The sequence below is a fragment of the Amycolatopsis orientalis DSM 40040 = KCTC 9412 genome (assembly GCF_000478275.1).
In the GTDB taxonomy this organism is placed as follows: Bacteria; Actinomycetota; Actinomycetes; order Mycobacteriales; family Pseudonocardiaceae; genus Amycolatopsis; species Amycolatopsis orientalis.
The window spans coordinates 147,367-166,932 of sequence record NZ_ASJB01000017.1 but is presented as its reverse complement, the minus strand read 5'-3'; the positions used below and the strand labels follow the sequence as shown (position 1 = coordinate 166,932).

Genomic DNA, 19,566 nt, shown 5'->3' with positions numbered 1-19,566 from the left:
CACGCTACCGCGCCGGTCACCAGCCTTCAGGGGGTTCGACGAAAGCCTTGCCCGCCTCCCGGCTGAGCGTCAGCGCGCGGCGCATCCACTCGGGGGTGGCACCGGCCAGGCCGCAGGCCGGGGTCGGCACGACGCGCTCCGCGAGGATCTCGCGGGAGAACCCGAGCCGGTCGAAAAGCTTGAACACGGGCGCGACCAGGTCACGCAGGACCACCGGAACGCCGGGCTCGGTCGTGGGGACGAGGCCGAGCATCAGCGTCGTCCCGGAGTCCAGGGCCTCGCCGATTTCGTCGAGCTGGGCGGGCGAAGCGCCCTTCAAAAGGGAGAAGTCGAACGCGATCGCGTGGGCACCCGCCGCGCGCAGCAACGAGATCGGCGGCTTTTCGGCACAGCAGTGCACCGCGACCGGCTGCCCGGTGACGCGCTCCGCCCCGGCGATCACCGTCGAGAGCAGCTCACGGGCCTCGGGCGCCGGGACCGCGGGGACGGTGCCGTATCCGGACGCCGTCGGCAGATCGCCGCCGAGGACAGCGGCCAGCGACGGCTCGTCGAACTGCACGACCACCGGCGCGCCGACGCGCGACTTCAGTTCCGCGACGTGTTCGGCCAGACCGTCCAGCAACGACGCGGTGAAGTCGCGCAGCGCGCCCTTGTCGGTCAGGATCCGGTGCCCGCGCGGGAGTTCGACGTTCGCGGCGAGCGTCCAGGGCCCGGCGACCTGGACCTTGAAGACCGGCGGCGCGGCACCCGCCTTCTCCCTGGCCTCCTGGACGGCGTCGAGATCCCAGTTCATCAGGTCGACGGCACGGCGGTGGTCGTGCCCGGGCCGGGCCGCGACCCGGTAGCCGCTCGGCACCACCTCGACGGCGAGATCGACCAGCAGCGCCGCCGTCCGGCCGATCACGTCGGCGCCGACGCCGCGCGCGGGAAGCTCGGGCAGACACGGGAATTCGGGCAGTTCACCGAAAACGATGGACGCCGCCTCGACCGGATCGGTTCCCGGCAGGGAACCGATCGCGGTCGCCGCGCCCAGAGGCCAAGGTCGTTCGTTCACACCCGGATTCTCCCCTTCCTCCCGTCCGGCGGGGAGGCGGGGCACGCCGAGACACGGACATTCGACGCAATTGCCGTCGGCGGACCCGCGGGAGCGCCGGGCGCATTACGCTGACCTGCCATGACAAGCTCTCCCCAGCCCGCCGGCTGGTATCCCGACCAGCAGAACCCCCGGGTCTACCGGTGGTGGGACGGGCAGGCCTGGACGGCCGACACGCGGCCGTCCCACGACGCCGAGATGATCGAGCTGGACATCGAAGGCGCGCATGCCCCGGACAAGATCCGGGCACAGGTCGCGAAGGGCACCCAGGGCCGGGGTGGTGGGGTCACCGGCGGCGGGACCCTGTTCTCGGAACCGGTGCTGGTGGTCAACCAGCGCGCGAAACTCATCGAGATGTCCAACGAGTTCGGGGTCTTCGACCAGAACGGCAACCGGCTCGGCGGCGTCGTCCAGGTCGGGCAGAGCACGTTGAAGAAGGCCATCCGGCTGCTGACGAACTACGACCAGTTCCTGACGCATCGCTTCGAGATCCGCGACGCGAACCACAGCACGGTGCTGAAGGTGAAGCGCCCGGCGAAGGTGTTCAAATCCCGGTTCCTGGTGACGAAGGCCGACGACTCGCCGATCGGGGAGATCGTGCAGGAGAACGTCTTCGGGAAGATCCGGCTGGGTTTCCTGGTCGACGGCCAGAAGGTCGGCGGGATCTTCGCGGAGAACTGGCGGGCGTGGAACTTCGCGATCAAGGACCACGCCGACGTCGAGATCGCGCGGATCACCAAGACCTGGGGTGGTTTCGTGAAGGCCGCGTTCACCACGGCCGACAACTACGTCGTCGAGATCCACCGGCCGCTGCGGGATCCGCTCGCCTCGATGGTGGTCGCTTCGGCACTGACCATCGACACGGCGCTGAAGCAGGACGATCGCTGACACCCCTGCATGTCGAGGACTTTGCATTTCGTCCTCTGGATGCGGTAGTTGCCCGCGCAAGGACCGCATCCAGAGGACTAAATGCATCGGGGGCGAGTGACACGGGTCTCACCCCGCGCAAGTGGACACTCGGCTTCCGGCGGCTCAAGGTGGAAGAACTGGGCGGCACGCTGGAGTGCGTCCGGGACGGAGGTCACCATGGAGCCGTTGCCCGAAGACGGCGAACGGGACTGGGCCGAGCCAGGCGTCTACACGGTTTCGCCGGGGGTTCACCGGATCCCGCTGCCCCTGCCGCACGACGCGTTGCGCGCGGTCAACGTCTACGTCGTCACCGACGGCACCCGCCTGGTCCTCATCGACTCCGGCTGGGCGCTGGAATCGGCCCGCGAGCGGCTTTCGCGCGGGTTGAAGGCGCTCGGCGCCGACCTCGGTGACATCGACGAATTCCTGATCACCCACGTCCATCGCGATCACTACACGCTGGCCGTGGAGCTGCGCCGCGAGTTCGGCGGCAAGGTCGGGCTCGGGAAGCCGGAGGAGGCTTCCCTGGTGCGCTCGGGCGATCCGGACCGGTTCCCGATGGAGGCGCAGGTCGGCCTGCTCGAACGGTGTGGCGCGGGCCCGGTGGTCGAGGAGCTCGCCAAGGCCTTCGGCGGCGTCCGGCACACCGAGGCGCATCTGTGGGAACAGCCCGACGAATGGCTCTCCCCCGGCAAGCGCACGATCGTGCCCGGCCGCGAAATCGACATCGTGCCCACGCCGGGCCACACGGCCGGGCACGTCGTCTTCGTCGACGACGAGGCGGGGCTGGTGTTCTCCGGCGACCACGTACTGCCGCACATCACGCCGTCCATCGGGTTCCAGCCGGTGCCGGTCGCCCTGCCGCTGAGCGACTACCTCGATTCCCTGCGCCTGGTCCGCGAGATGCCGGACCGGCGCATGCTCCCCGCGCACGGCAGGGTCACCGACAGCGTCCACGCCCGCGTGGACGAACTGCTGGAACACCACCGCGACCGGCTCGAGGTCATGGGCGCCGAGATCACCGCGGACGTCACGACGGCATACGAGGTCGCACTGCGGCTGGGCTGGACGCGCAGGCGGCGCAAGCTCGGCGAGATGGACCCGTTCAACCAGATGCTCGCCGTCCTCGAGACCGGTTCGCATCTGGATCTGCTGGTGGCGCAAGGGAAACTCACCGCGACCGAGACCGAGGGCGTGCGACACTACGCCGCATGATCATCCGTCAAGCACGCCGCGAGGACGTCGCGGCGATCGTCGCGATGCTCGCCGATGACCAGCTCGGGTCCACCCGGGATTCCGCCGACGATCTCACGCCGTATCTCAAGGCCTTCGAGGAGATCGACGCCGATCCCGGGGAGCTGCTGATCGTCGCCGACGACGCCGGGGAGTCTGTCGGCACGCTCCAGTTGTCGATCATTCCCGGCCTGGCCAGGAAGGGCGCGCTGCGCGGGCAGATCGAGGCGGTCCGGGTCCGGGCGAGCCATCGCGGGTCCGGGCTGGGCGGCGAGCTGATGCGGTGGGCGATCGACGAATCCCGGCGGCGCGGCTGCGCGCTCGTCCAACTGACGTCGGACGTCACCCGCGAGGACGCGCACCGGTTCTACGAGCGCCTCGGTTTCGTGGCGAGCCACACCGGCTTCAAGCTGAAGCTCTAACGGGTGCCCGAGATCTTCGCGCTGCCCAGGACGAGGTCGCCTTCGGCCGCGTCCGGGCGGTACAGCACGACGACCTGGCCGGGCGCGACCCCGCGCAGCGGCTCCCGGAGCTGGACGGTCACCGAGTCGCCCGAGTCACCGGAAACCTCCGCGACGGCCTCGACGATCCCGCCGTGCGCGCGCACCTGGACGACGCATTCGGTGGGCCCGTCCAGCGGGCGCTCGCTCGGCCAGATCGGGCGGTCCGCCTCGATCACGTTCACGCCGAGGTCACGCGCGGAACCGACCTTCACGGTGCCCGAAACCGGCTCCAGCGAAAGCACGTAACGCGGCCGCCCGTCCGGCGCCGGCGCCTCGATGCCGAGGCCCTTGCGCTGGCCGACGGTGAACCCGTGCACGCCGGTGTGCTCACCGAGCACCGCGCCGGTCTCGGCGTCGACGAGCTGCCCGGGACGCCGGCCGAGCCGCTTCTCCAGGAAGCTCTTGGTGTCCCCGTCCGGGATGAAGCAGATGTCGTGGCTGTCCGGCTTGTTCGCCACCGAGAGGCCGCGGCTCTCGGCCTCGGCGCGGACATCGGTCTTCCACGAATCACCCAGCGGGAACAGCGAATGCCGCAGCTGTTCCGGGGTGAGCGAAGCCAGGACGTAGGACTGGTCCTTGCCGGAGTCGACGCTGCGCCGCAGCTCCGGGACACCGTCCACAAGGGACAGCCGGGCGTAGTGCCCGGTGGCGACGGCGTCGAACCCGAGCGCCATCGCCTTGTCCAGCAACGCCTCGAACTTGATCTTCTCGTTGCAGGTGACGCACGGATTCGGCGTCCGGCCGGCGGCGTACTCGCCGACGAAGGTCTCGATGACCTCTTCGGTGAAACGCTCGGCGAAGTCCCAGATGTAGAACGGGATGCCGAGGATGTCCGCGGCGCGCCGCGCGTCACCCGAGTCCTCGATCGTGCAGCAGCCACGGGATCCGGTGCGCAGCGTGCCGGGCTTCGCCGACAGCGCCAGGTGCACCCCGACGACCTCGTGCCCGGCGTCCACGGCGCGCGCGGCGGCCACCGCCGAGTCCACTCCCCCGCTCATCGCGGCCAGTACGCGCATCTTCCTCACACCTCTTGCTTCTGCGTCTGCTTGCGCATTCCGGCGAGTCCCGCCTGCCTCGCCCTGTCGACGACGCCCGCGATCTCCCTCGAAACCGCTTCGACGTCTTCCGGCGTCGACGTGTGCCCGAACGAGAACCGCAGCGAACCGCGCGCGGCAGCCGGATCGGCACCCATGGCCAGCAGCACGTGACTCGGCTGCGCGACCCCCGCCGTGCACGCCGATCCAGTGGAACATTCGATGCCCTTGGCGTCCAAGAGCATTAACAGGCTGTCACCGGCGCAACCGGGGAAGGTGAAGTGGGCGTGCCCCGGCAGGCGCTCGCCCTCGCCGCCGTTGAGCACCGCGTCCGGCACCTCGCGCCGGACGGCCTCGATCAGGTCGTCCCGCAGTTCGGCGACGCGTTTGGCGTACTCCTCACGGCCTTCGACCGTGGCCTTCACCGCCGTCGCGAAGGCGATCACCGCGGGGACGTCGAGGGTGCCCGAACGCACGCTGCGCTCCTGGCCACCGCCGTGCAGGACCGGCACGCACGCGGTGTCGCGGCCGAGCAGCAGCGCGCCGACGCCGTAGGGGCCGCCCAGTTTGTGCGCGGTCAGGGTCAGCGCCGCGGCCCCGCTCCCGGCGAAATCGACGGGTACCGCGCCGACGGCCTGGACGGCGTCGGTGTGCAGCGGGATCTCGTGCTCGGCGCAGACGGCGGCCAGCTCGCCGATCGGGTTGACCGTGCCGACCTCGTTGTTCGCCCACATCACGGTGGCCAGCGCGACCGTCTCCGGGCTGTCGCCGATGGCTTCGCGCAGCGTCTCCGGCAGGACGCGGCCCGCCTCGTCGACCTCGACCCAGACCACCTCGGCGCCCGCGTGCTGCTCCAGCCATTCGACGGAATCGAGGACGGCATGATGCTCGACGGCGCTGCACAGCACCCGGCGCCGCCGCTGGTCTTCGCCGTTCCGGGCCCAGAAAATGCCCTTGACCGCGAGGTTGTCGCTCTCCGTGCCGCCGCCGGTGAAGATCACCTCGGACGGCCGGGCGCCCAGCGCCTCCGCGATCACCTCGCGGGCCTCTTCGACCCGGCGGCGGGCCCGGCGTCCCGAGGAATGCAGTGCCGAGGCGTTGCCCACAGTGGACAGCGCCTCGGACATCGCCGCTACGGCTTCGGGCAACATCGGGGTGGTCGCCGCGTGGTCGAGATAGGTCATCGCACCCACCAGGGTAGACCGCTCCGGGCCGTGACCAAGCCCACCCTCACCTGGTGGTGGCGGCGCTCATAGGAACCCGCGTCCGTGATCGCGTCGACAGGGCGCTCGTCAACGACTTCACCGACCTGAACGCGGACCGGGCGCCCTGCCCCCGCGATCACGGGGCCTGCGGCCGGAGCGGGTTCGCAAGATCAGCTCCGCAATCAAGCGACGGTCATCCCCGACGGCCATCGGCCGGTCAGCCGCACACCGAGCAGCGCGAGCCCGGTCAGCAGCACCGAGAGCACCAAGATCGCCACCGAAGGCTCCTTCGCCGAAGCGATCGAGGCGAGCAGAACACCGCCCAACCCGATGGTCAGCGCCGAGCCGACCCAGTCCCCGAGCTGCAGCGCCGAGGTGTTGAACCCGCGTTCGGCCTCGGGTGAGTAACGCAGCAGCAGGACCGAGATGGCGGGCATCGCGATGCCCATCCCGGCGCCGCCGACCGCCGACGCCACGAACGCCATCCAGCCGGGGAACGAGGGCAACGGTACGAAGGCGAAGATCGCCAGACCGGCCGCCACCAGCGCGAACCCGACCCGCAGCGACGCCTCGCGAGACCAGTCGAGGAAACGGCCCTGCACCAGTGACCCCGCCGACCAGCCCAGCGCGGTCACCGTCAGCGGCAGGCCGGCCAGCGCGGGGCTGTAGCCGTGGACCTCGCTCATCGTGAGCGGCAGGTAGGCCTCCATCCCCGCGTACGCGCCCGCGATCAGCGCGCGGGAGGCGATCACCGTCGGCAACCCCGGCCGCGACGTCAGCGTGCCGGCGGGCAGGAGTTTGCGGAGCGCGTACGCCAGGGCGATCAGCCCCGCGGAGCCGTAGGCCAGCGCCGGAAGCGACGGATGCTGCGCCGCCCAGGTGAGCGCGGCGACGCCGAGGGCCGCGACCACCGCGGGCACCACCCCGGCGCGGTTCGCGGACGTTCCCGGCACGTGCCGCGGCAGTTTCCGGGTGACCAGGACCAGCAGGGCGAGCCCGATCCCGGTCAGCGGGATCAGCCCGAGGAACACCCAGCGCCAGCCGAGGCTCACCGTCACCACTCCGGCGATCGAAGGCCCGATCACCGCGGGCAGCACCCACGCGGCGGCGTTGGCGGCGTAGATCACCGGGCGTTCGCGGTCGCTGAAGGTGAGCGCGATCAGCAGGGACACCGAGACCAGCAGGAGACCGGAGCCGAAGCCCTGCAGCCCGCGGCCGAGCAGGAGCAGCGGCATGTCGTGCGCGAGTCCCGCGACCAGCAGCCCGGCGGCGAACAGCGCGGTACCAGCGAGCAGCGCGGGCGCCGGGCCCCTGCGGTCGCCGATCCGTCCGGAAAGGACGGTCGCGACCACGCTGGCGACCAGGAACGTGGTGAAGGGCCACGCGTACAGCGCGAGGCCGTCGAGGTCGGCCACCATCGTCGGCATCGCGGTGGCGACGCCCATGCTTTCGAACGCGATGAGCGTGACCATGAGCAGCAGCCCGATCGTGGTCACCCGGTGCTCCGGTGTCCAGAGCACACCCTTCGGCTTCGCCTTGTCCCCAGTGATCGTCATGCCGCCAGCCTGCTACCTCCAGTTCGGTGGAGGTCAAGCGCCGACGGACTCCAGGCGCAGCTCCCGCGCCAGGATCGCGGCTTCGCCCCGCGACGTGACTTCGAGCTTCCCGAGGATCTTCCGCACGTGGAACTTCACCGTGTGCTCGGTCAGCGTCAGCTCTTCGGCGATCTGCCGGTTCCGTTTCCCGCGCGCGATCCCGGCGAGGACTTCGAGTTCACGCGGGTTCAGCCGGTCCAGTGGGCGCAGGTCCGGCGTTTCCTGGACGCCCAGCGGCAGGACGGCGGTGATCGTGGCGCCCCAGCCGGGTACGGCGTCGATCTCCCAGCGGCCGCCGAGCGGGGTGATCCGTTCGGTGAGGCCGGTGGCGGGCACGGCGTCGGCGACGTCCGGGCCGTCGTCGCGCACGGTGATCCGGAGGGTCTGGCCGTCGAGCTGCCAGGACGCCCGCACGCGTGTGCTTTCGCGTTCCAGCGCGGTGAGCACGAGGCCGCGCGTGACGGTGCGCGCGGTATGCGCGACGTCCTGCGGCAGCGGCCGCTCGTCACCGGGCCCGGCGAGGTCGACGGTCACGTCGTTGTGGCGTACCAAGGGATCCAGCTGCGCGGCGAGGGTGTCGAACGCCGAGGACGCCGGCTCCGCCGAGAGTTCCTGATCCCGGTCGGCGGTCGAGCGCAGTTCGACGAGCGCGGCGGCGGCGAGGTCGGTCGCGGTCTGCCGGGCGACGGCGTCACCGAGCCGACGGGACCGCAGCACCGAAAGCAGGGACGCCAAGGTGGTCGCGTGGGTCTGCCCCAGATCCGTGATCGCCCTGGCCCGCGCGGTCGCCGCCGCGATGTTGCTCTCCAGGACGGCCGGCTCGGGGTCGGTGGCGCGCTGGGCGGCGTTCACACTGACGATGTCCCACAGCTTGGCGACGAATTCGAGCGCACCGCCCTCGATGTCGTCCTCGGCCGGGACGAGCGCGATCATCGCCCCCTTGCCGATCACCGGGGCCGAGGTCAGGACGACGAGTTTCCGCCGCTTCCCGCCGAGCGTCCCGTCGGCCACGACCGCCTGGCCGGGCACGCCCAACGCGGCGAGCCCGCGCAGCTCGGCACTCGTGACCGCGCCGGTGATCTCCGGATCGCCGTGGACCTTGATCGGCAGGCGGGAGCAGTCACCGGTCTCCATCGCGGCGGCGCGATGCGGCAGGACGGCCCCGGCGGTCCCGGAGAAGCGCGGCAGCAGTTCGGGGCGCGGGGCGGCGAGCATGTACTCGACCTGGCCCAGCACGGACAGCGGATCCATGACTCCACATTAGGCGCGTCCCGGCGCGGGCGACGCTGCTCTCCCGGCTAGTGAACACTGCTCGTCCGAGCGGTTCGGGCGGGACGCGCGCACCGGTTGACTGATCGTCAGCGAAGAAATCCGACAAGGAGTGAACATGCGAGCGATCACCATCACCGAGTACGGCGACACGGACGTCCTGCGGTCCGCCGAGGTCCCGGTGCCGGAGCCCGGCCCGGGTCAGGTGCGGGTCGCGGTCAAGGCGGCGGGCGTCAACCCGATCGACTGGAAGATCCGGTCCGGTGGCATGGCGGAGGTCCGCCCGGTCGAGTTCCCGCACATCCTGGGCCTGGAGCTGGCCGGCGTGGTGGACGCGGTGGGCGAGGGCGCCGGATTCGCCGTCGGCGACGAGGTCTTCGGCTGGTCCGACACCGGGACGTACGCGGAGTACTCGCTGGCCACCAAGGTCATCCGCAAACCCGCCGGGCTCTCGTGGGCCGAAGCCACCGCGCTGCCCATCGCCGGGGAGACGGCGTTGCGGGTGCTGGGCGAACTCGAGGTCAAGCCGGGCGAGACGGTCGTGATCCACGGGGCGAGCGGCCAGGTCGGCCGGTTCGCGACGCAGGCCGCCGTCGCGCTGGGCGCCACGGTCATCGGCCTCGCCGGGGCTTCGTCGCAGGACGAGGTGAAGGCGCTCGGGGCGATCCCGGTGCAGTACGGCGAGGGCTGGGTTTCGCGGGTTCGCTCGGCCGCGCCGGACGGTGTCGACGCGGTGTTCGACGCGGCGGGCTTCGGTGTCTTGGGTGACTCCGTCGAGCTGCTCGGGTCACCCGACCGGCTGATCACCATCGCCGACCCGTCGGCGTTCGCCCAGGGGCTGAAGTTCTCGGCGGGCGGGGAGGAAAGCGCCGCGGTGCTCGAAGACCTCGTCTCCCGTGAGCTGAAGATCAAGCTGGGGCGCGGTTACGCGCTCGACGACGCCGCCGCGGCGCACCGGGAGAGCGAGACGGGGCACGCGGGCGGGAAGATCACCTTGACCGTGGGGTGACGCTGAGCTTTGTCAACCCCACGCGCCATGAAAGGTCCTTTCCTTGCAAATTTTGCGAGGAAAGGACCTTTCCTAGCGCGCGCTGGTTACTGAGAGGGCACTTTCACGACCGGCGCAGGAGCGGAAGCGACGCGACGCCGCCGCTGCGCCGGGATCTGCACCCGCCCGAGCGCCGCCTGTACCGCGGATTCCGCCAGCGCGGCCAGTTCCCGCCGGTCCGCGGCGCGGCCCGGCGCGATCTCCGGGCACACGTGCACCTCCAGCACCAGACCGCGCAAGGCCGCGACCCGCCGCAGCGAGGCGATCAGCGACTCCGGTCCGATGAACGCCGGCTGCGTCGTCTCCCGCCCGTCGGCGAGCCGGAAGCGCAGCGCGAGCGGCCGCACCGGGACGCCGCCGTCGATCGCGGCCTGGAAGGTCGCCGGGCGGAACCGGCCCGAGCCCAGACCGCACCAGGTGGTGCCCTCCGGCGTCACGCTGACGAGTGATCCGCCGCGCATCGCGTCGGCCAGTTCGGCCATCGTGGCGGGCAGGGTCCGCAGGTTCTCCCGGTCGAGGAAGATGCTGCCGCCGCGGCGGACCAGCAGGCCGAGTACCGGCCAGGTGCCGACTTCCCGCTTCGCCAGCGCCCGCATGGGCTGGATCGCGTTGATCGCGATGATGTCCAGCCACGAGATGTGGTTGTTCACCACCAGCGCGCCACGGCCGGGCACCGCGCGGAAACCTTCGTCACCGAGTACGCGCAGCTTCACCCCGAACGAGCGAAGGATTCCCGTGAACAGCAGGCGCACCAGCCGTTCCCGGGGCATGCCGCGCAGGACGAGCACCAGCGGCGCGGTCAGGAAGGCGCCGAAGATGACGCCGATCGCGGCGGTGAACCGCAGGACGCGGCGCGGGAACGCGACCGTCGGCGCCCCTTCGCTCAGGCAGCCGTCGCCGCAGGGCGATTTCGGCATCCAGGCGTGGCTCATCCCTGTACTCCCAGGAAGAACTTGAGGTACCGCTCGTCGACGTTGTGCAGATCCAGCACGACGAAGAAGTCCGCGACGCCGAAATCGGCGTCCAGCGCGGGCGGGCCGTAGGTTTTCGCGCCCAGGCGCGTGTAGCCCTTGATGAGCGGCGGGAGGATCGCCCGCGACGGCCGCTCGACGTCCTCGTACCGCCACGGGTTCAGCGGCGTCACCCGGTGCGATTCGTCCGCGTAATGCTTGGTGCGCAGGACATCCCAGACACCCGCCGCGTAGGCACCGCCGTCGGTCAGCGGCACGGACGCGCAGCCCGCGAGGTAGCGGTGCCCGGCCAGCAGCATGTAGCGCCCGATCCCCGCCCAGACGAGGCTCACCACGGCGCCGCTGCGGTGGTCGGGATGCACGCACGAGCGGCCCGTTTCGACCAGCGAAGGCCGCAGTGAATCCAGCGCCGTCAGATCGAATTCACTGTCGGAGTACAGCTTTCCCGCCAGTGCGGCCCGATCGGGCGGCAGCATCCGGTACGTGCCCACGATCTCGCCGGTGTCGTCGTCCCGCACGACCAGGTGATCGCAGAACTCGTCGAAGTAGTCGACGTCGAGGCCGGGTTCGGGCGAATTGAGCTTCGCCCCCATTTCCTCGGCGAACACCTGGTGACGGAGACGTTGCGCGGCAACGACTTCTTCGTTTCCGTTGGCCACCAGAAGGGAGTACCGCGGCGCGTCGGCCGGGAGTGCGGCACCTGCCTGGTCAGTACTGACGAGGAGCTGTGACGTCGTCATAACCAAGGTCTACTCCTTGGTTGGTACCAACGACAATGCGCCCGATGGCCGATTAGTGCACGTTCAGTTAATTGCGGGTTCTCAGGCTTCTCTCAGGATGGAAGATCACTTCCGGGTAACAGAAAAAAGGGCCGTCCGGGACGAATCCCGGACGGCCCTCTTCGAGCGGAAGGTCAGCCCTTGCGCTTCTGGACCTCTTCGGTCAGCTGCGGCGCGACGTTGAACAGGTCGCCCACCACACCGAAGTCGGCGATCTCGAAGATCGGCGCTTCGGCGTCCTTGTTGACCGCGATGATGGTCTTCGAGGTCTGCATGCCGGCCCGGTGCTGGATCGCACCGGAGATGCCCAGCGCGATGTACAGCTGCGGCGAGACCGTCTTACCGGTCTGACCGACCTGGAACTGCGCCGGGTAGTAGCCCGAGTCGACGGCGGCGCGGGAGGCACCGACGGCCGCGCCGAGCGAGTCGGCCAGCGACTCGACGACGTCGAACTTGTCGGCCGAGCCGACACCGCGGCCACCGGAGACGACGACCGAAGCCTCGGTCAGCTCCGGCCGGTCGCCACCGACGATCGGCTCGACGCCGGTGATCTTGGCGGACTTCGCCGGGTCGCCCGCGGGGACCTCGACGGTCTCCTCGGCGGCGGCACCTTCGGCCGGGGTCGCCTCGACCGCGCCCGGGCGGACCGAGATGACCGGGACACCCTTGGTGGACTTGGACTTCACCGAGAACGCGCCACCGAAGATGGACTGGTCGACACTGCCGTCGCTGTTCACGCCGACGGCGTCGTACAGCAGACCGGAGCCGAGGCGGACCGCGACCCGGGCGGACACCTCCTTGCCCTCGGCGCTGGCCGCGACGAGCACGGCGGCCGGGGAGGTCCGCTCCGCGAGCGCGGTGAGGACGTCCACCTTCGGGGTGACCAGGAAGCCGGTGGCGTTGTCGCCCTCGGCGACGTACACCTTCGCGGCGCCGTGCGCGGCGAGGGCTTCCTTCGCCTTGGCGGCGGTGCCGGTCGGGCCGACGACGACCGCGGACGGCTCACCCAGCTCACGAGCGGCGGTCAGCAGCTCGAGCGTGACCTTCTTGACTTCACCGTCGACGTGGTCGACGAGGACGAGTACTTCAGCCATTTCCCTATTCCTCCTCGAAACCTGTCTCAGATGAGCTTCTGCGCGACCAGGTAGGCGGCCACCTTGCTGCCGCCGTCACCCTCGTCCTCGACGCGCTCACCGGCGGTGCGCGGCGGCTTCGGGGAGGCTTCGAGCACCGACGACCAGGCGTTGCCGAGGCCGACCTCGCCCGCGTCCAGGCCGAGGTCCGCGACGGTCAGCGTCTCGACCGGCTTCTTCTTGGCGGCCATGATCCCCTTGAAGGAGGGGTAGCGCGGCTCGTTGATCTTCTCGCCGACGCTCACCACCGCGGGGAGGTTCGCCTCGAGGTGCGTGACGCCGTCCTCGGTGTAGCGGTCGGCCTTGATCGAGGTGCCGTCGACGGTCAGCTCGTTCACGTGGGTCAGCTGCGGCAGGCCGAGCAGCTCGGCGATGATCGCCGGCACGGCGCCACCGCGGCCGTCGGAGGCCTCGTTACCGGTGATGACCAGGTCGAAGCCTTCGACCTTGGCGATCGCGGCGGCCAGCACCTTGGCGGTGGCGATCGCGTCGGAGCCGTGGAGGGCCTCGTCCGAGACGTGGATGGCCTTGTCGGCACCCATGGACAGCGCCTTGCGGATCGCGTCGGTCGCGCGGTCGGGACCCACCGAGACGACGGTGACCTCGCCCTCGCCGGCTTCCTTGATCTTCAGGGCTTCTTCGACGGCCTTCTCGTTGATCTCGTCGAGCACGGCGTCGGCGGATTCGCGGTCAAGAGTGTTGTCGGCACCGGAGAGCTTCCGCTCCGAGTAGGTGTCCGGTACCTGCTTGACCAGGACAACGATGTTCGTCATGGGTCTACTTCGACCTCCCGTTAGTGGCCGGCGTCGGCCACGGGGCAACAGCTCTACTGGCCGGTAGATTAGGGCCATTTCACCGCCGCGGCCCGCCGAGGTGACCTCATTCACCTGGATGCACGTTTTACTGGGACCATCGTCCAGATAGTTCACCCGGAAGTGAGTGTAACCGGCCGACTAACCCGAACGGCCGTATTCCGGGGTACTCCCGGCGGGGGCGACCGGATAGCCTGCCGCACCATGCGTTCCATTCCCGGCCCTGTCGCCGTGATCACGGACTCGACCGCCTGCCTTCCCACTTCGGTCGCCGAACGCTGGGGGATCCGGATCGTTCAGGTCCAATTGCAGGTCGGAGACCAGTTCGAAGACGAGAACCGCTGCGACCGCGAAGACATCATCCGCGAACTGCGCGCCGGGACGCCGGTGAAGACGGCGCCTCCCGAGGTCGCCGCGTTCTTCTGGGCGTTCCAGGACGCCGCGAGCAAGGGTGCCTCGGCGATCGTCAGCATCCACATCTCGGGGCGGATGTCGGAGACGGTGAACGCCGCCCGCGAGGCCGCCCAGCAAGTGAGCGTGCCCGTCCACGTCCTCGACAGCGGGACCACCGGGATGAGCCTCGGCTTCGCGGCGACTTCGGCGGCCAAGGTCGCCGCCGCCGGCGGTCAGGCCACCCGCGTCATCGACGCGGCCGAGCGCCGGTTCCGCGCCAGCCGGGAGATCCTCTACGTCGACACCCTGGAGTTCCTGCGGCGCGGTGGCCGGATCGGCGCGGCGCAGGCGTTCCTCGGCTCCGCGTTCTCGATCAAGCCGCTGCTGACGTTGAAGAACGGCGAAGTCGCGCCGCTGACCAGGGTGCCGGGTCAGCGGCGGGCGCTCAACAAACTCGTCGACCTCGCCGTGGAATGCGCGGGCGACCAGGAGGTCGAGGTCGCCATCACCCGGTTCGGCCCGGACGAACGCGACCTCGAGATCGGCGGGCGGCTGCGGGCACGGCTGCCGCATATGGTCGACAGCACCCTGGTCGACGCGAGCATGATCCTCGGCGCCCACCTCGGTCCCGGCGCCATCGGCATCACGGTGTCGCCGGTGTAGCCCGCTTGCCCGGGATCAGGGCCACTACCAGCGGGAGCACCACGCCCAGCGCGGTCGTCACGATGATCAGCACCTGGTCCACCGGCTCGAAGTGCGAGACGTGGCCGAGGTGGTAGAGGAAATGCGGCAGTCCGAAGAGGAAGGTCGCGAGCGCCGCGAGCCTGGCCACGGCGGTCGTCCCGATCACGGCGGCGCCGAGCAGGATGGCGGAAAGCGCCAGGTTGAGCCCGCCGAAGTCGCGGAGCAGGTGTTCGTTGAAGGGGCCGTCCATCGCCACCCAGCCGGTGCGGAAGCCGGGAAAGTCCTGGTAGAAGCCACTGGGACTGAGCAGTGGCCACAGCCCGACCGGCAGTTCGATGAGGCCGAAGACGACGAGCAGTACGCGGGTGATGGTCCGTTGCATACCCCCTGGACAACGCGGCGCCACGAAACGTGACACGCGTTTCGTCCTCTGGATGCGTTTCGCCCCCATGCGTTTCGTCCTCTGGATGCGGTAGTTGCACGCGCAAGGACCGCATCCAGAGGACGAACTGCGGCGGAGCGGGAAGTGACCGGCCGGTAGGGTCGCGGCGTGACCACCCCAGCCACCAGGGCCGAAGCGCTCCACCTCACCGGTGAGCGCACCGTGCCCGGCATCGCCGAGGAGAACTATTGGTATCGCCGCCATGAAGCGGCGTATCGCCAGCTCCTGCCGCTGTGTGCGGGCAAGACCGTCCTGGAGGCGGGCTGCGGCGAGGGCTACGGCGCCGGGCTCATCGCCACCGTCGCCGAACGGGTGCTCGCCCTCGACTACGACGTGCCGACCACCGAGCACGTCGCCCGCCGCTACCCCGGCATCGGGGTGACCAGGGCGAACCTGGTGTTCCTGCCGCTGCGGGACGCCTCGGTCGACGTCGTCGCGAACTTCCAGGTGATCGAGCACCTGTGGGACCAGGGCGCCTTCCTCGCCGAATGCCACCGCGTGCTGGCGCCGGGCGGACGGCTGATCGTCACCACCCCCAACCGCCTGACCTTCACCCCGGACAGCGACACCCCGCTCAACCCGTTCCACACCAGGGAACTCGCACCGTCCGAATTGGACGAATTGCTGCGCGCGGCCGGTTTCGAGGTCGAGACGCTGCACGGTCTCCACCACGGCGAAGGCGTACGGCGACTCGACGCCAAGTACGGCGGCTCCATCATCGACGCCCAGCTCGACGTCGTCATGGGGCAGCTGCCCGGCCAGGCGACCTGGCCACCGCAACTGCTCGCCGACGTCGAAGGCATCCAGGCGTCGGACTTCGCCATCCACGGCGAAGACCTCGACTCCAGCCTCGACCTCGTGGCCGTGGCGGTGCGCCGATGACGGAGTACGAGGGCACCTTCTGCCTCGTCGTGCACAGCCATCTGCCGTGGCTGCCGCACCACGGTTCCTGGCCGGTCGGCGAGGAATGGCTCTACCAGGCGTGGGCGCATTCCTATCTCCCGATGGTCGATCTCCTGGACCGTTTCGCCGACGAGGGCCGTGAGGACGTCCTCACCCTCGGCATGACACCGATCCTCGCCGCGCAGCTCGACGACCCCTACTGCATCGACACCTTCCACCATTGGCTAGGGCACTGGCAGCTGCGCGCCTGGCACGCGTCCACACTCTGGCGCGGCGACCCCCTGCTCCGCGAACTCGCCGCGAGTGAGTACCGGACCGCGACCAGGGCGTCGGAAGCACTCGAAACCCGCTGGCGCCACGGTTTCTCGCCGATTCTACGGTCCTTTGTGGACTCCGGGACGATCGAGCTGCTCGGCGGCCCGCTGGCGCATCCGTTCCAGCCGCTGCTCGACCCGTCGGTCCGCGACTTCATGCTGCGCGGCGGCCTGACCGACACCGCACTGCGGATCGGACGGCGCCCCGAAGGCATTTGGGCCCCGGAATGCGGTTACGCGCCGGGCATGGAGACCGGCTACGCCGCCGCCGGCGTCCAGCGCTTCATGGTCGACGGCCCGTCGTTGCACGGCGACACCTCGACGGCGCGCACCGTCGGCGATTCCGACGTCGTCTGCTTCGGCCGGGATCTCGAAGTCACCTACCGCGTCTGGTCGCCGAAGGCCGGCTACCCCGGCCATGCCGCCTACCGCGACTTCCACACCTGGGCACACGAGGTCGGCCTCAAGCCGTCCCGGGTGACCGGCAAGACCATCGAGCCGCCGGACAAGGCCCCGTACGACCCGGCGATGGCGGCGGGCACACTCGGCGGCCACGTCCAGGACTTCGTCGACACCGTCGTCGCGCGGCTGCGCTCGCTGAAGGCCGAGCACGGCCGCGAGTCACTCGTCGTCGCCGCGTACGACACGGAACTGTTCGGGCACTGGTGGCACGAGGGCCCCGCCTGGCTCGAAGGCGTCCTGCGCGCGCTTCCCGAAGCCGGGGTCCGCGTCACGACACTCAAGGGCGCGCTCGAAGCGGGCCACCTCGGCGGGAAGGTCGACCTCCCGGCCTCGTCGTGGGGTTCGGGCAAGGACTGGCGGGTCTGGGACGGCGAACAGGTCGCGGACATGGTGCGGGACAACACCGCGCTGCAGCACCGGATGCTCGACATGGTCGCCGGGATGGACGCCGCAGCTGCCATGACTCGTGACGCCGTCCGCGATCAGGCCGTCGCCGAGGCGATGCTGGCGCTTTCGAGCGACTGGGCGTTCATGGTCACCAAGGATTCCGCCGCCGACTACGCGCGCCGTCGGGCGAAGGTGCACACCGACCGGTTCGACACGCTCGCCGCGCTGCTCCGGGAAGGCGCGCACGAGCGGGCCAGGGAGACCGCGGCCGCGTTCCGGCGCGACGACGGCCCGTTCGGGCATGTCGACGCGCGTGACCTGCTGAGGAAATGACGAAAGGGGAACCATGGGGATCCACGACATTCCACTGAAGACGCTGGCGGGCGAGGACACCACGCTCGGCGCGCTCGACGGCAAGGCCCTGCTGGTGGTGAACGTCGCCTCGAAGTGCGGGCTGACGCCGCAGTACACCGGTCTGGAGAAGCTGCAGGAACGCTACGCGGACAAGGGTTTCTCCGTCGTCGGGTTCCCGTGCAACCAGTTCGCGGGCCAGGAACCGGGTACCGCCGAGGAGATCCAGACCTTCTGCTCGACGACGTACGGGGTTTCGTTCCCGCTGTTCGAAAAGCTCGACGTCAACGGGGAAGACCGTCACCCGCTCTACGCCGAACTGACCAAGGCGGCCGACGCGGAAGGCGCCGCCGGGGACGTGCAGTGGAACTTCGAGAAGTTCCTCGTCGCCCCGTCCGGCGAGGTGGTGGGCCGGTTCCGCCCGCGCACCGAACCCGAAGACGCCGAGATCACCAAGGCGATCGACGCCGTGATCGGCGCCTGAATCGCGCTTTTCCCGACGACGGGCGGTTCATCGGAGCGATCCGATCGACCGCCCGTTTCCTTTTCCGCGAAAGAAGGGACCTAAGTCCCTAAAAGGCCTCGCCATTTCCCGCAGTGGCCGGTGGATCGATCACAAACCCTTGTGCAGCAAGGAAAATCTCGAAAAGATATCCTGAACCGGTCTACCCGATTGCACTATGGCGTCACCGCGTCCGCAGGAGAAGACTCGCTCGGCGGGGTTCCCTGCACTACTCCGAAACAGCGGGAAAGCGTGGTCGCCATGATCGAAAACAATATGATCCCGGACGAATTCCTTTCGCTGGCGAGCGTACAGGCGGCCGAGGAGGACGCACTGCTCTCCAGACAGAACGTGGTGGGCGTCGCGCTCGGCACCAAATGGTCGGGAGGAAGGGACACCGGCGAGAAGGCGATCACCGTCCTGGTCGACACGAAGATGCCCCACGAAATGCTGCGTGACGACGACCTCGTCCCCGCGACGCTGGCCGGGGTGCCCACCGACGTCCAGGAGGTCGGCGTACTGCAGGCGGGCCGGAGCATCGCGCCGCCGAAGGCGAACGGTGCCGCCACGATGCTCGACGAGCCCGCGTCACCGTCGCTGGCCCGCCCCGACGAACTCGCCCGTGAACAGGTCGGCCCGTTCACGCTGGCCAAGCGGTTCCGCCCGGCCTTCGGCGGGCTGAGCGTCGGCCACTTCAAGATCACCGCCGGCACGTACGGCACCGCCGTCTACGACGCCACCGCGCTGCCCGGGAAACCGTCGAAGTACTACATCCTGAGCAACAACCACGTGCTGGCGAACTCGAACGCCGCCGCCATCGGCGACCCGATCCTGCAGCCCGGCCCGTTCGACGGCGGTGTCGTCCCCACCGACGTCATCGCCAGGCTGAGCCGGTTCGTGCCGATCAAGTTCATCAGCCCCGGGCAGCCGGTACCGCTGAACTTCGTCGACGCCGCCATCGCGGAAGCCCAGTTCCACGACCTCGACCGGCGGATCTTCTGGGTCGGGGACCTCAAGGGCACGAACGTCGCACCCGGCGTCGGCACCGTCGTGCAGAAGACCGGCCGGACGACGAACTGGACGACCGGGCGGATCACGAACATCAACGCCACCGTGGACGTCAACTACGGCGGCGGCCGGGTGGCGCGGTTCGCGCAGCAGCTGCTGACCACCGACATGTCCGCGGGCGGCGATTCGGGCAGCCTCGTGGCGGACCTGAGCGAGAACGCCGTCGGCCTGCTGTTCGCGGGTTCGCCGGTGGTCACCGTCCTCAACCGGATCACGCTGGTCGAGGCGTCGCTCGGGATCAGGGTGCACCCGTAGTGGCGGACGATTCCGATGTCGAAGCCGCGCTCGTCGCCGCGGCGCGGTGGCTCGACGATGTCCCCGGGGTGGTCGGGGTCGGGCAGGGCGAGGCCGAGGGGGCACCCACGATCGACGTGTGGATGACCCCCGGTCACGACCCCGGGCAGCTGCCTTCTCAGCTGCTCGGGGTGCCCGTCCGGGTCCGGGACTCCGGCGGTCCGGTCGAGGCGGGCGGCTGA

At 69.9% G+C, this 19,566-nt stretch carries 20 protein-coding genes; 10 read left to right on the top strand and 10 right to left on the bottom strand.

Going from position 1 to position 19,566, the window contains the following annotated elements:
• Positions 1 to 16: 16 nt before the first annotated feature.
• Positions 17 to 1,054, bottom strand: a complete 1,038-nt coding sequence (locus L324_RS05740; protein ID WP_037304766.1) for a methionine synthase — start codon at positions 1,052 to 1,054, stop codon at positions 17 to 19.
• A 120-nt stretch (positions 1,055 to 1,174) separates the two neighbouring features.
• Here L324_RS05740 and L324_RS05735 point away from each other — a divergent pair, with 120 nt between their 5' ends.
• The 3 genes from L324_RS05735 to L324_RS05725 all read left to right on the top strand — a co-directional run bounded on the left by L324_RS05735 (position 1,175) and on the right by L324_RS05725 (position 3,657).
• Positions 1,175 to 1,981 carry an LURP-one-related family protein gene (locus L324_RS05735; protein ID WP_037304765.1) on the top strand — a complete coding sequence of 269 codons (807 nt, stop codon included), beginning with the start codon at positions 1,175 to 1,177 and terminating at the stop codon, positions 1,979 to 1,981.
• A gap of 198 nt (positions 1,982 to 2,179) precedes the next feature.
• Positions 2,180 to 3,217, top strand: coding sequence for an MBL fold metallo-hydrolase (locus L324_RS05730; RefSeq protein ID WP_037304763.1), 1,038 nt, complete (start codon positions 2,180 to 2,182; stop codon positions 3,215 to 3,217).
• On the top strand, positions 3,214 to 3,657 hold the full coding sequence (locus L324_RS05725) for a GNAT family N-acetyltransferase (RefSeq protein ID WP_037304761.1): 444 nt from the start codon (positions 3,214 to 3,216) through the stop codon (positions 3,655 to 3,657). The genes L324_RS05730 and L324_RS05725 overlap by 4 nt, the downstream gene beginning before the upstream one ends.
• Here L324_RS05725 and mnmA read toward each other — a convergent pair.
• From mnmA to L324_RS05705, 4 genes are all read right to left on the bottom strand, one after another.
• Positions 3,654 to 4,754, bottom strand: a complete 1,101-nt coding sequence (gene mnmA, locus L324_RS05720) for a tRNA 2-thiouridine(34) synthase MnmA (protein WP_037304883.1) — start codon at positions 4,752 to 4,754, stop codon at positions 3,654 to 3,656. The genes L324_RS05725 and mnmA overlap by 4 nt on opposite strands.
• Before the next feature lie 5 nt (positions 4,755 to 4,759).
• Positions 4,760 to 5,956 (bottom strand): cysteine desulfurase family protein, encoded by a 1,197-nt coding sequence (locus L324_RS05715; RefSeq protein ID WP_037304759.1) that lies wholly within the window; start codon positions 5,954 to 5,956, stop codon positions 4,760 to 4,762.
• Between the two features lie 203 nt (positions 5,957 to 6,159).
• Positions 6,160 to 7,533: an MFS transporter gene (locus L324_RS05710; protein WP_037304755.1), complete on the bottom strand. Its 1,374-nt coding sequence runs from the start codon at positions 7,531 to 7,533 to the stop codon at positions 6,160 to 6,162.
• Positions 7,534 to 7,566: 33 nt separating this feature from the next.
• Complete coding sequence (locus L324_RS05705) at positions 7,567 to 8,823, bottom strand: helix-turn-helix transcriptional regulator (protein ID WP_037304747.1); 1,257 nt, start codon at positions 8,821 to 8,823, stop codon at positions 7,567 to 7,569.
• Between the two features lie 136 nt (positions 8,824 to 8,959).
• On the opposite strand from L324_RS05705, the gene L324_RS05700 reads away from it, so the two are divergent.
• Positions 8,960 to 9,850 carry an NADP-dependent oxidoreductase gene (locus L324_RS05700; protein ID WP_037304744.1) on the top strand — a complete coding sequence of 297 codons (891 nt, stop codon included), beginning with the start codon at positions 8,960 to 8,962 and terminating at the stop codon, positions 9,848 to 9,850.
• An 86-nt stretch (positions 9,851 to 9,936) separates the two neighbouring features.
• Here L324_RS05700 and L324_RS05695 read toward each other — a convergent pair whose 3' ends face one another.
• From L324_RS05695 to L324_RS05680, 4 genes are all read right to left on the bottom strand, one after another.
• Positions 9,937 to 10,821, bottom strand: a complete 885-nt coding sequence (locus L324_RS05695) for a lysophospholipid acyltransferase family protein (RefSeq protein WP_037304743.1) — start codon at positions 10,819 to 10,821, stop codon at positions 9,937 to 9,939.
• Positions 10,818 to 11,600 carry a GNAT family N-acetyltransferase gene (locus L324_RS05690; protein WP_037304741.1) on the bottom strand — a complete coding sequence of 261 codons (783 nt, stop codon included), beginning with the start codon at positions 11,598 to 11,600 and terminating at the stop codon, positions 10,818 to 10,820. Before L324_RS05690 ends, L324_RS05695 begins: the two co-directional genes overlap by 4 nt.
• Positions 11,601 to 11,773: 173 nt before the next feature.
• Entirely contained in the window at positions 11,774 to 12,733 is a 960-nt protein-coding gene (locus L324_RS05685; protein ID WP_037304740.1) for an electron transfer flavoprotein subunit alpha/FixB family protein, read from the bottom strand.
• A 26-nt stretch (positions 12,734 to 12,759) separates the two neighbouring features.
• Positions 12,760 to 13,545 carry an electron transfer flavoprotein subunit beta/FixA family protein gene (locus L324_RS05680; protein WP_037304739.1) on the bottom strand — a complete coding sequence of 262 codons (786 nt, stop codon included), beginning with the start codon at positions 13,543 to 13,545 and terminating at the stop codon, positions 12,760 to 12,762.
• Positions 13,546 to 13,788: 243 nt separating this feature from the next.
• On the opposite strand from L324_RS05680, the gene L324_RS05675 reads away from it, so the two are divergent.
• Positions 13,789 to 14,640 (top strand): DegV family protein, encoded by an 852-nt coding sequence (locus tag L324_RS05675; protein ID WP_081736197.1) that lies wholly within the window; start codon positions 13,789 to 13,791, stop codon positions 14,638 to 14,640.
• On the opposite strand, the gene L324_RS05670 is transcribed toward L324_RS05675, so the two are convergent.
• A complete protein-coding gene (locus L324_RS05670) occupies positions 14,621 to 15,043 on the bottom strand; it encodes a hypothetical protein (protein WP_037304737.1) in 423 nt (140 codons plus the stop codon). The genes L324_RS05675 and L324_RS05670 overlap by 20 nt on opposite strands.
• 168 nt (positions 15,044 to 15,211) lie before the next feature.
• Here L324_RS05670 and L324_RS05665 point away from each other — a divergent pair, with 168 nt between their 5' ends.
• The 5 genes from L324_RS05665 to L324_RS05645 all read left to right on the top strand — a co-directional run bounded on the left by L324_RS05665 (position 15,212) and on the right by L324_RS05645 (position 19,566).
• A complete protein-coding gene (locus L324_RS05665) occupies positions 15,212 to 15,985 on the top strand; it encodes a class I SAM-dependent methyltransferase (RefSeq protein WP_037304734.1) in 774 nt (257 codons plus the stop codon).
• Positions 15,982 to 17,502 carry a 1,4-alpha-glucan branching protein domain-containing protein gene (locus L324_RS05660; protein ID WP_037304731.1) on the top strand — a complete coding sequence of 507 codons (1,521 nt, stop codon included), beginning with the start codon at positions 15,982 to 15,984 and terminating at the stop codon, positions 17,500 to 17,502. The genes L324_RS05665 and L324_RS05660 overlap by 4 nt, the downstream gene beginning before the upstream one ends.
• A 13-nt stretch (positions 17,503 to 17,515) precedes the next feature.
• Positions 17,516 to 18,004 carry a glutathione peroxidase gene (locus tag L324_RS05655; protein WP_037304728.1) on the top strand — a complete coding sequence of 163 codons (489 nt, stop codon included), beginning with the start codon at positions 17,516 to 17,518 and terminating at the stop codon, positions 18,002 to 18,004.
• Positions 18,005 to 18,283: 279 nt separating this feature from the next.
• Positions 18,284 to 19,345 (top strand): chymotrypsin family serine protease, encoded by a 1,062-nt coding sequence (locus tag L324_RS05650; RefSeq protein ID WP_037304880.1) that lies wholly within the window; start codon positions 18,284 to 18,286, stop codon positions 19,343 to 19,345.
• Positions 19,345 to 19,566, top strand: a complete 222-nt coding sequence (locus L324_RS05645; RefSeq protein ID WP_037304726.1) for a hypothetical protein — start codon at positions 19,345 to 19,347, stop codon at positions 19,564 to 19,566. Before L324_RS05650 ends, L324_RS05645 begins: the two co-directional genes overlap by 1 nt.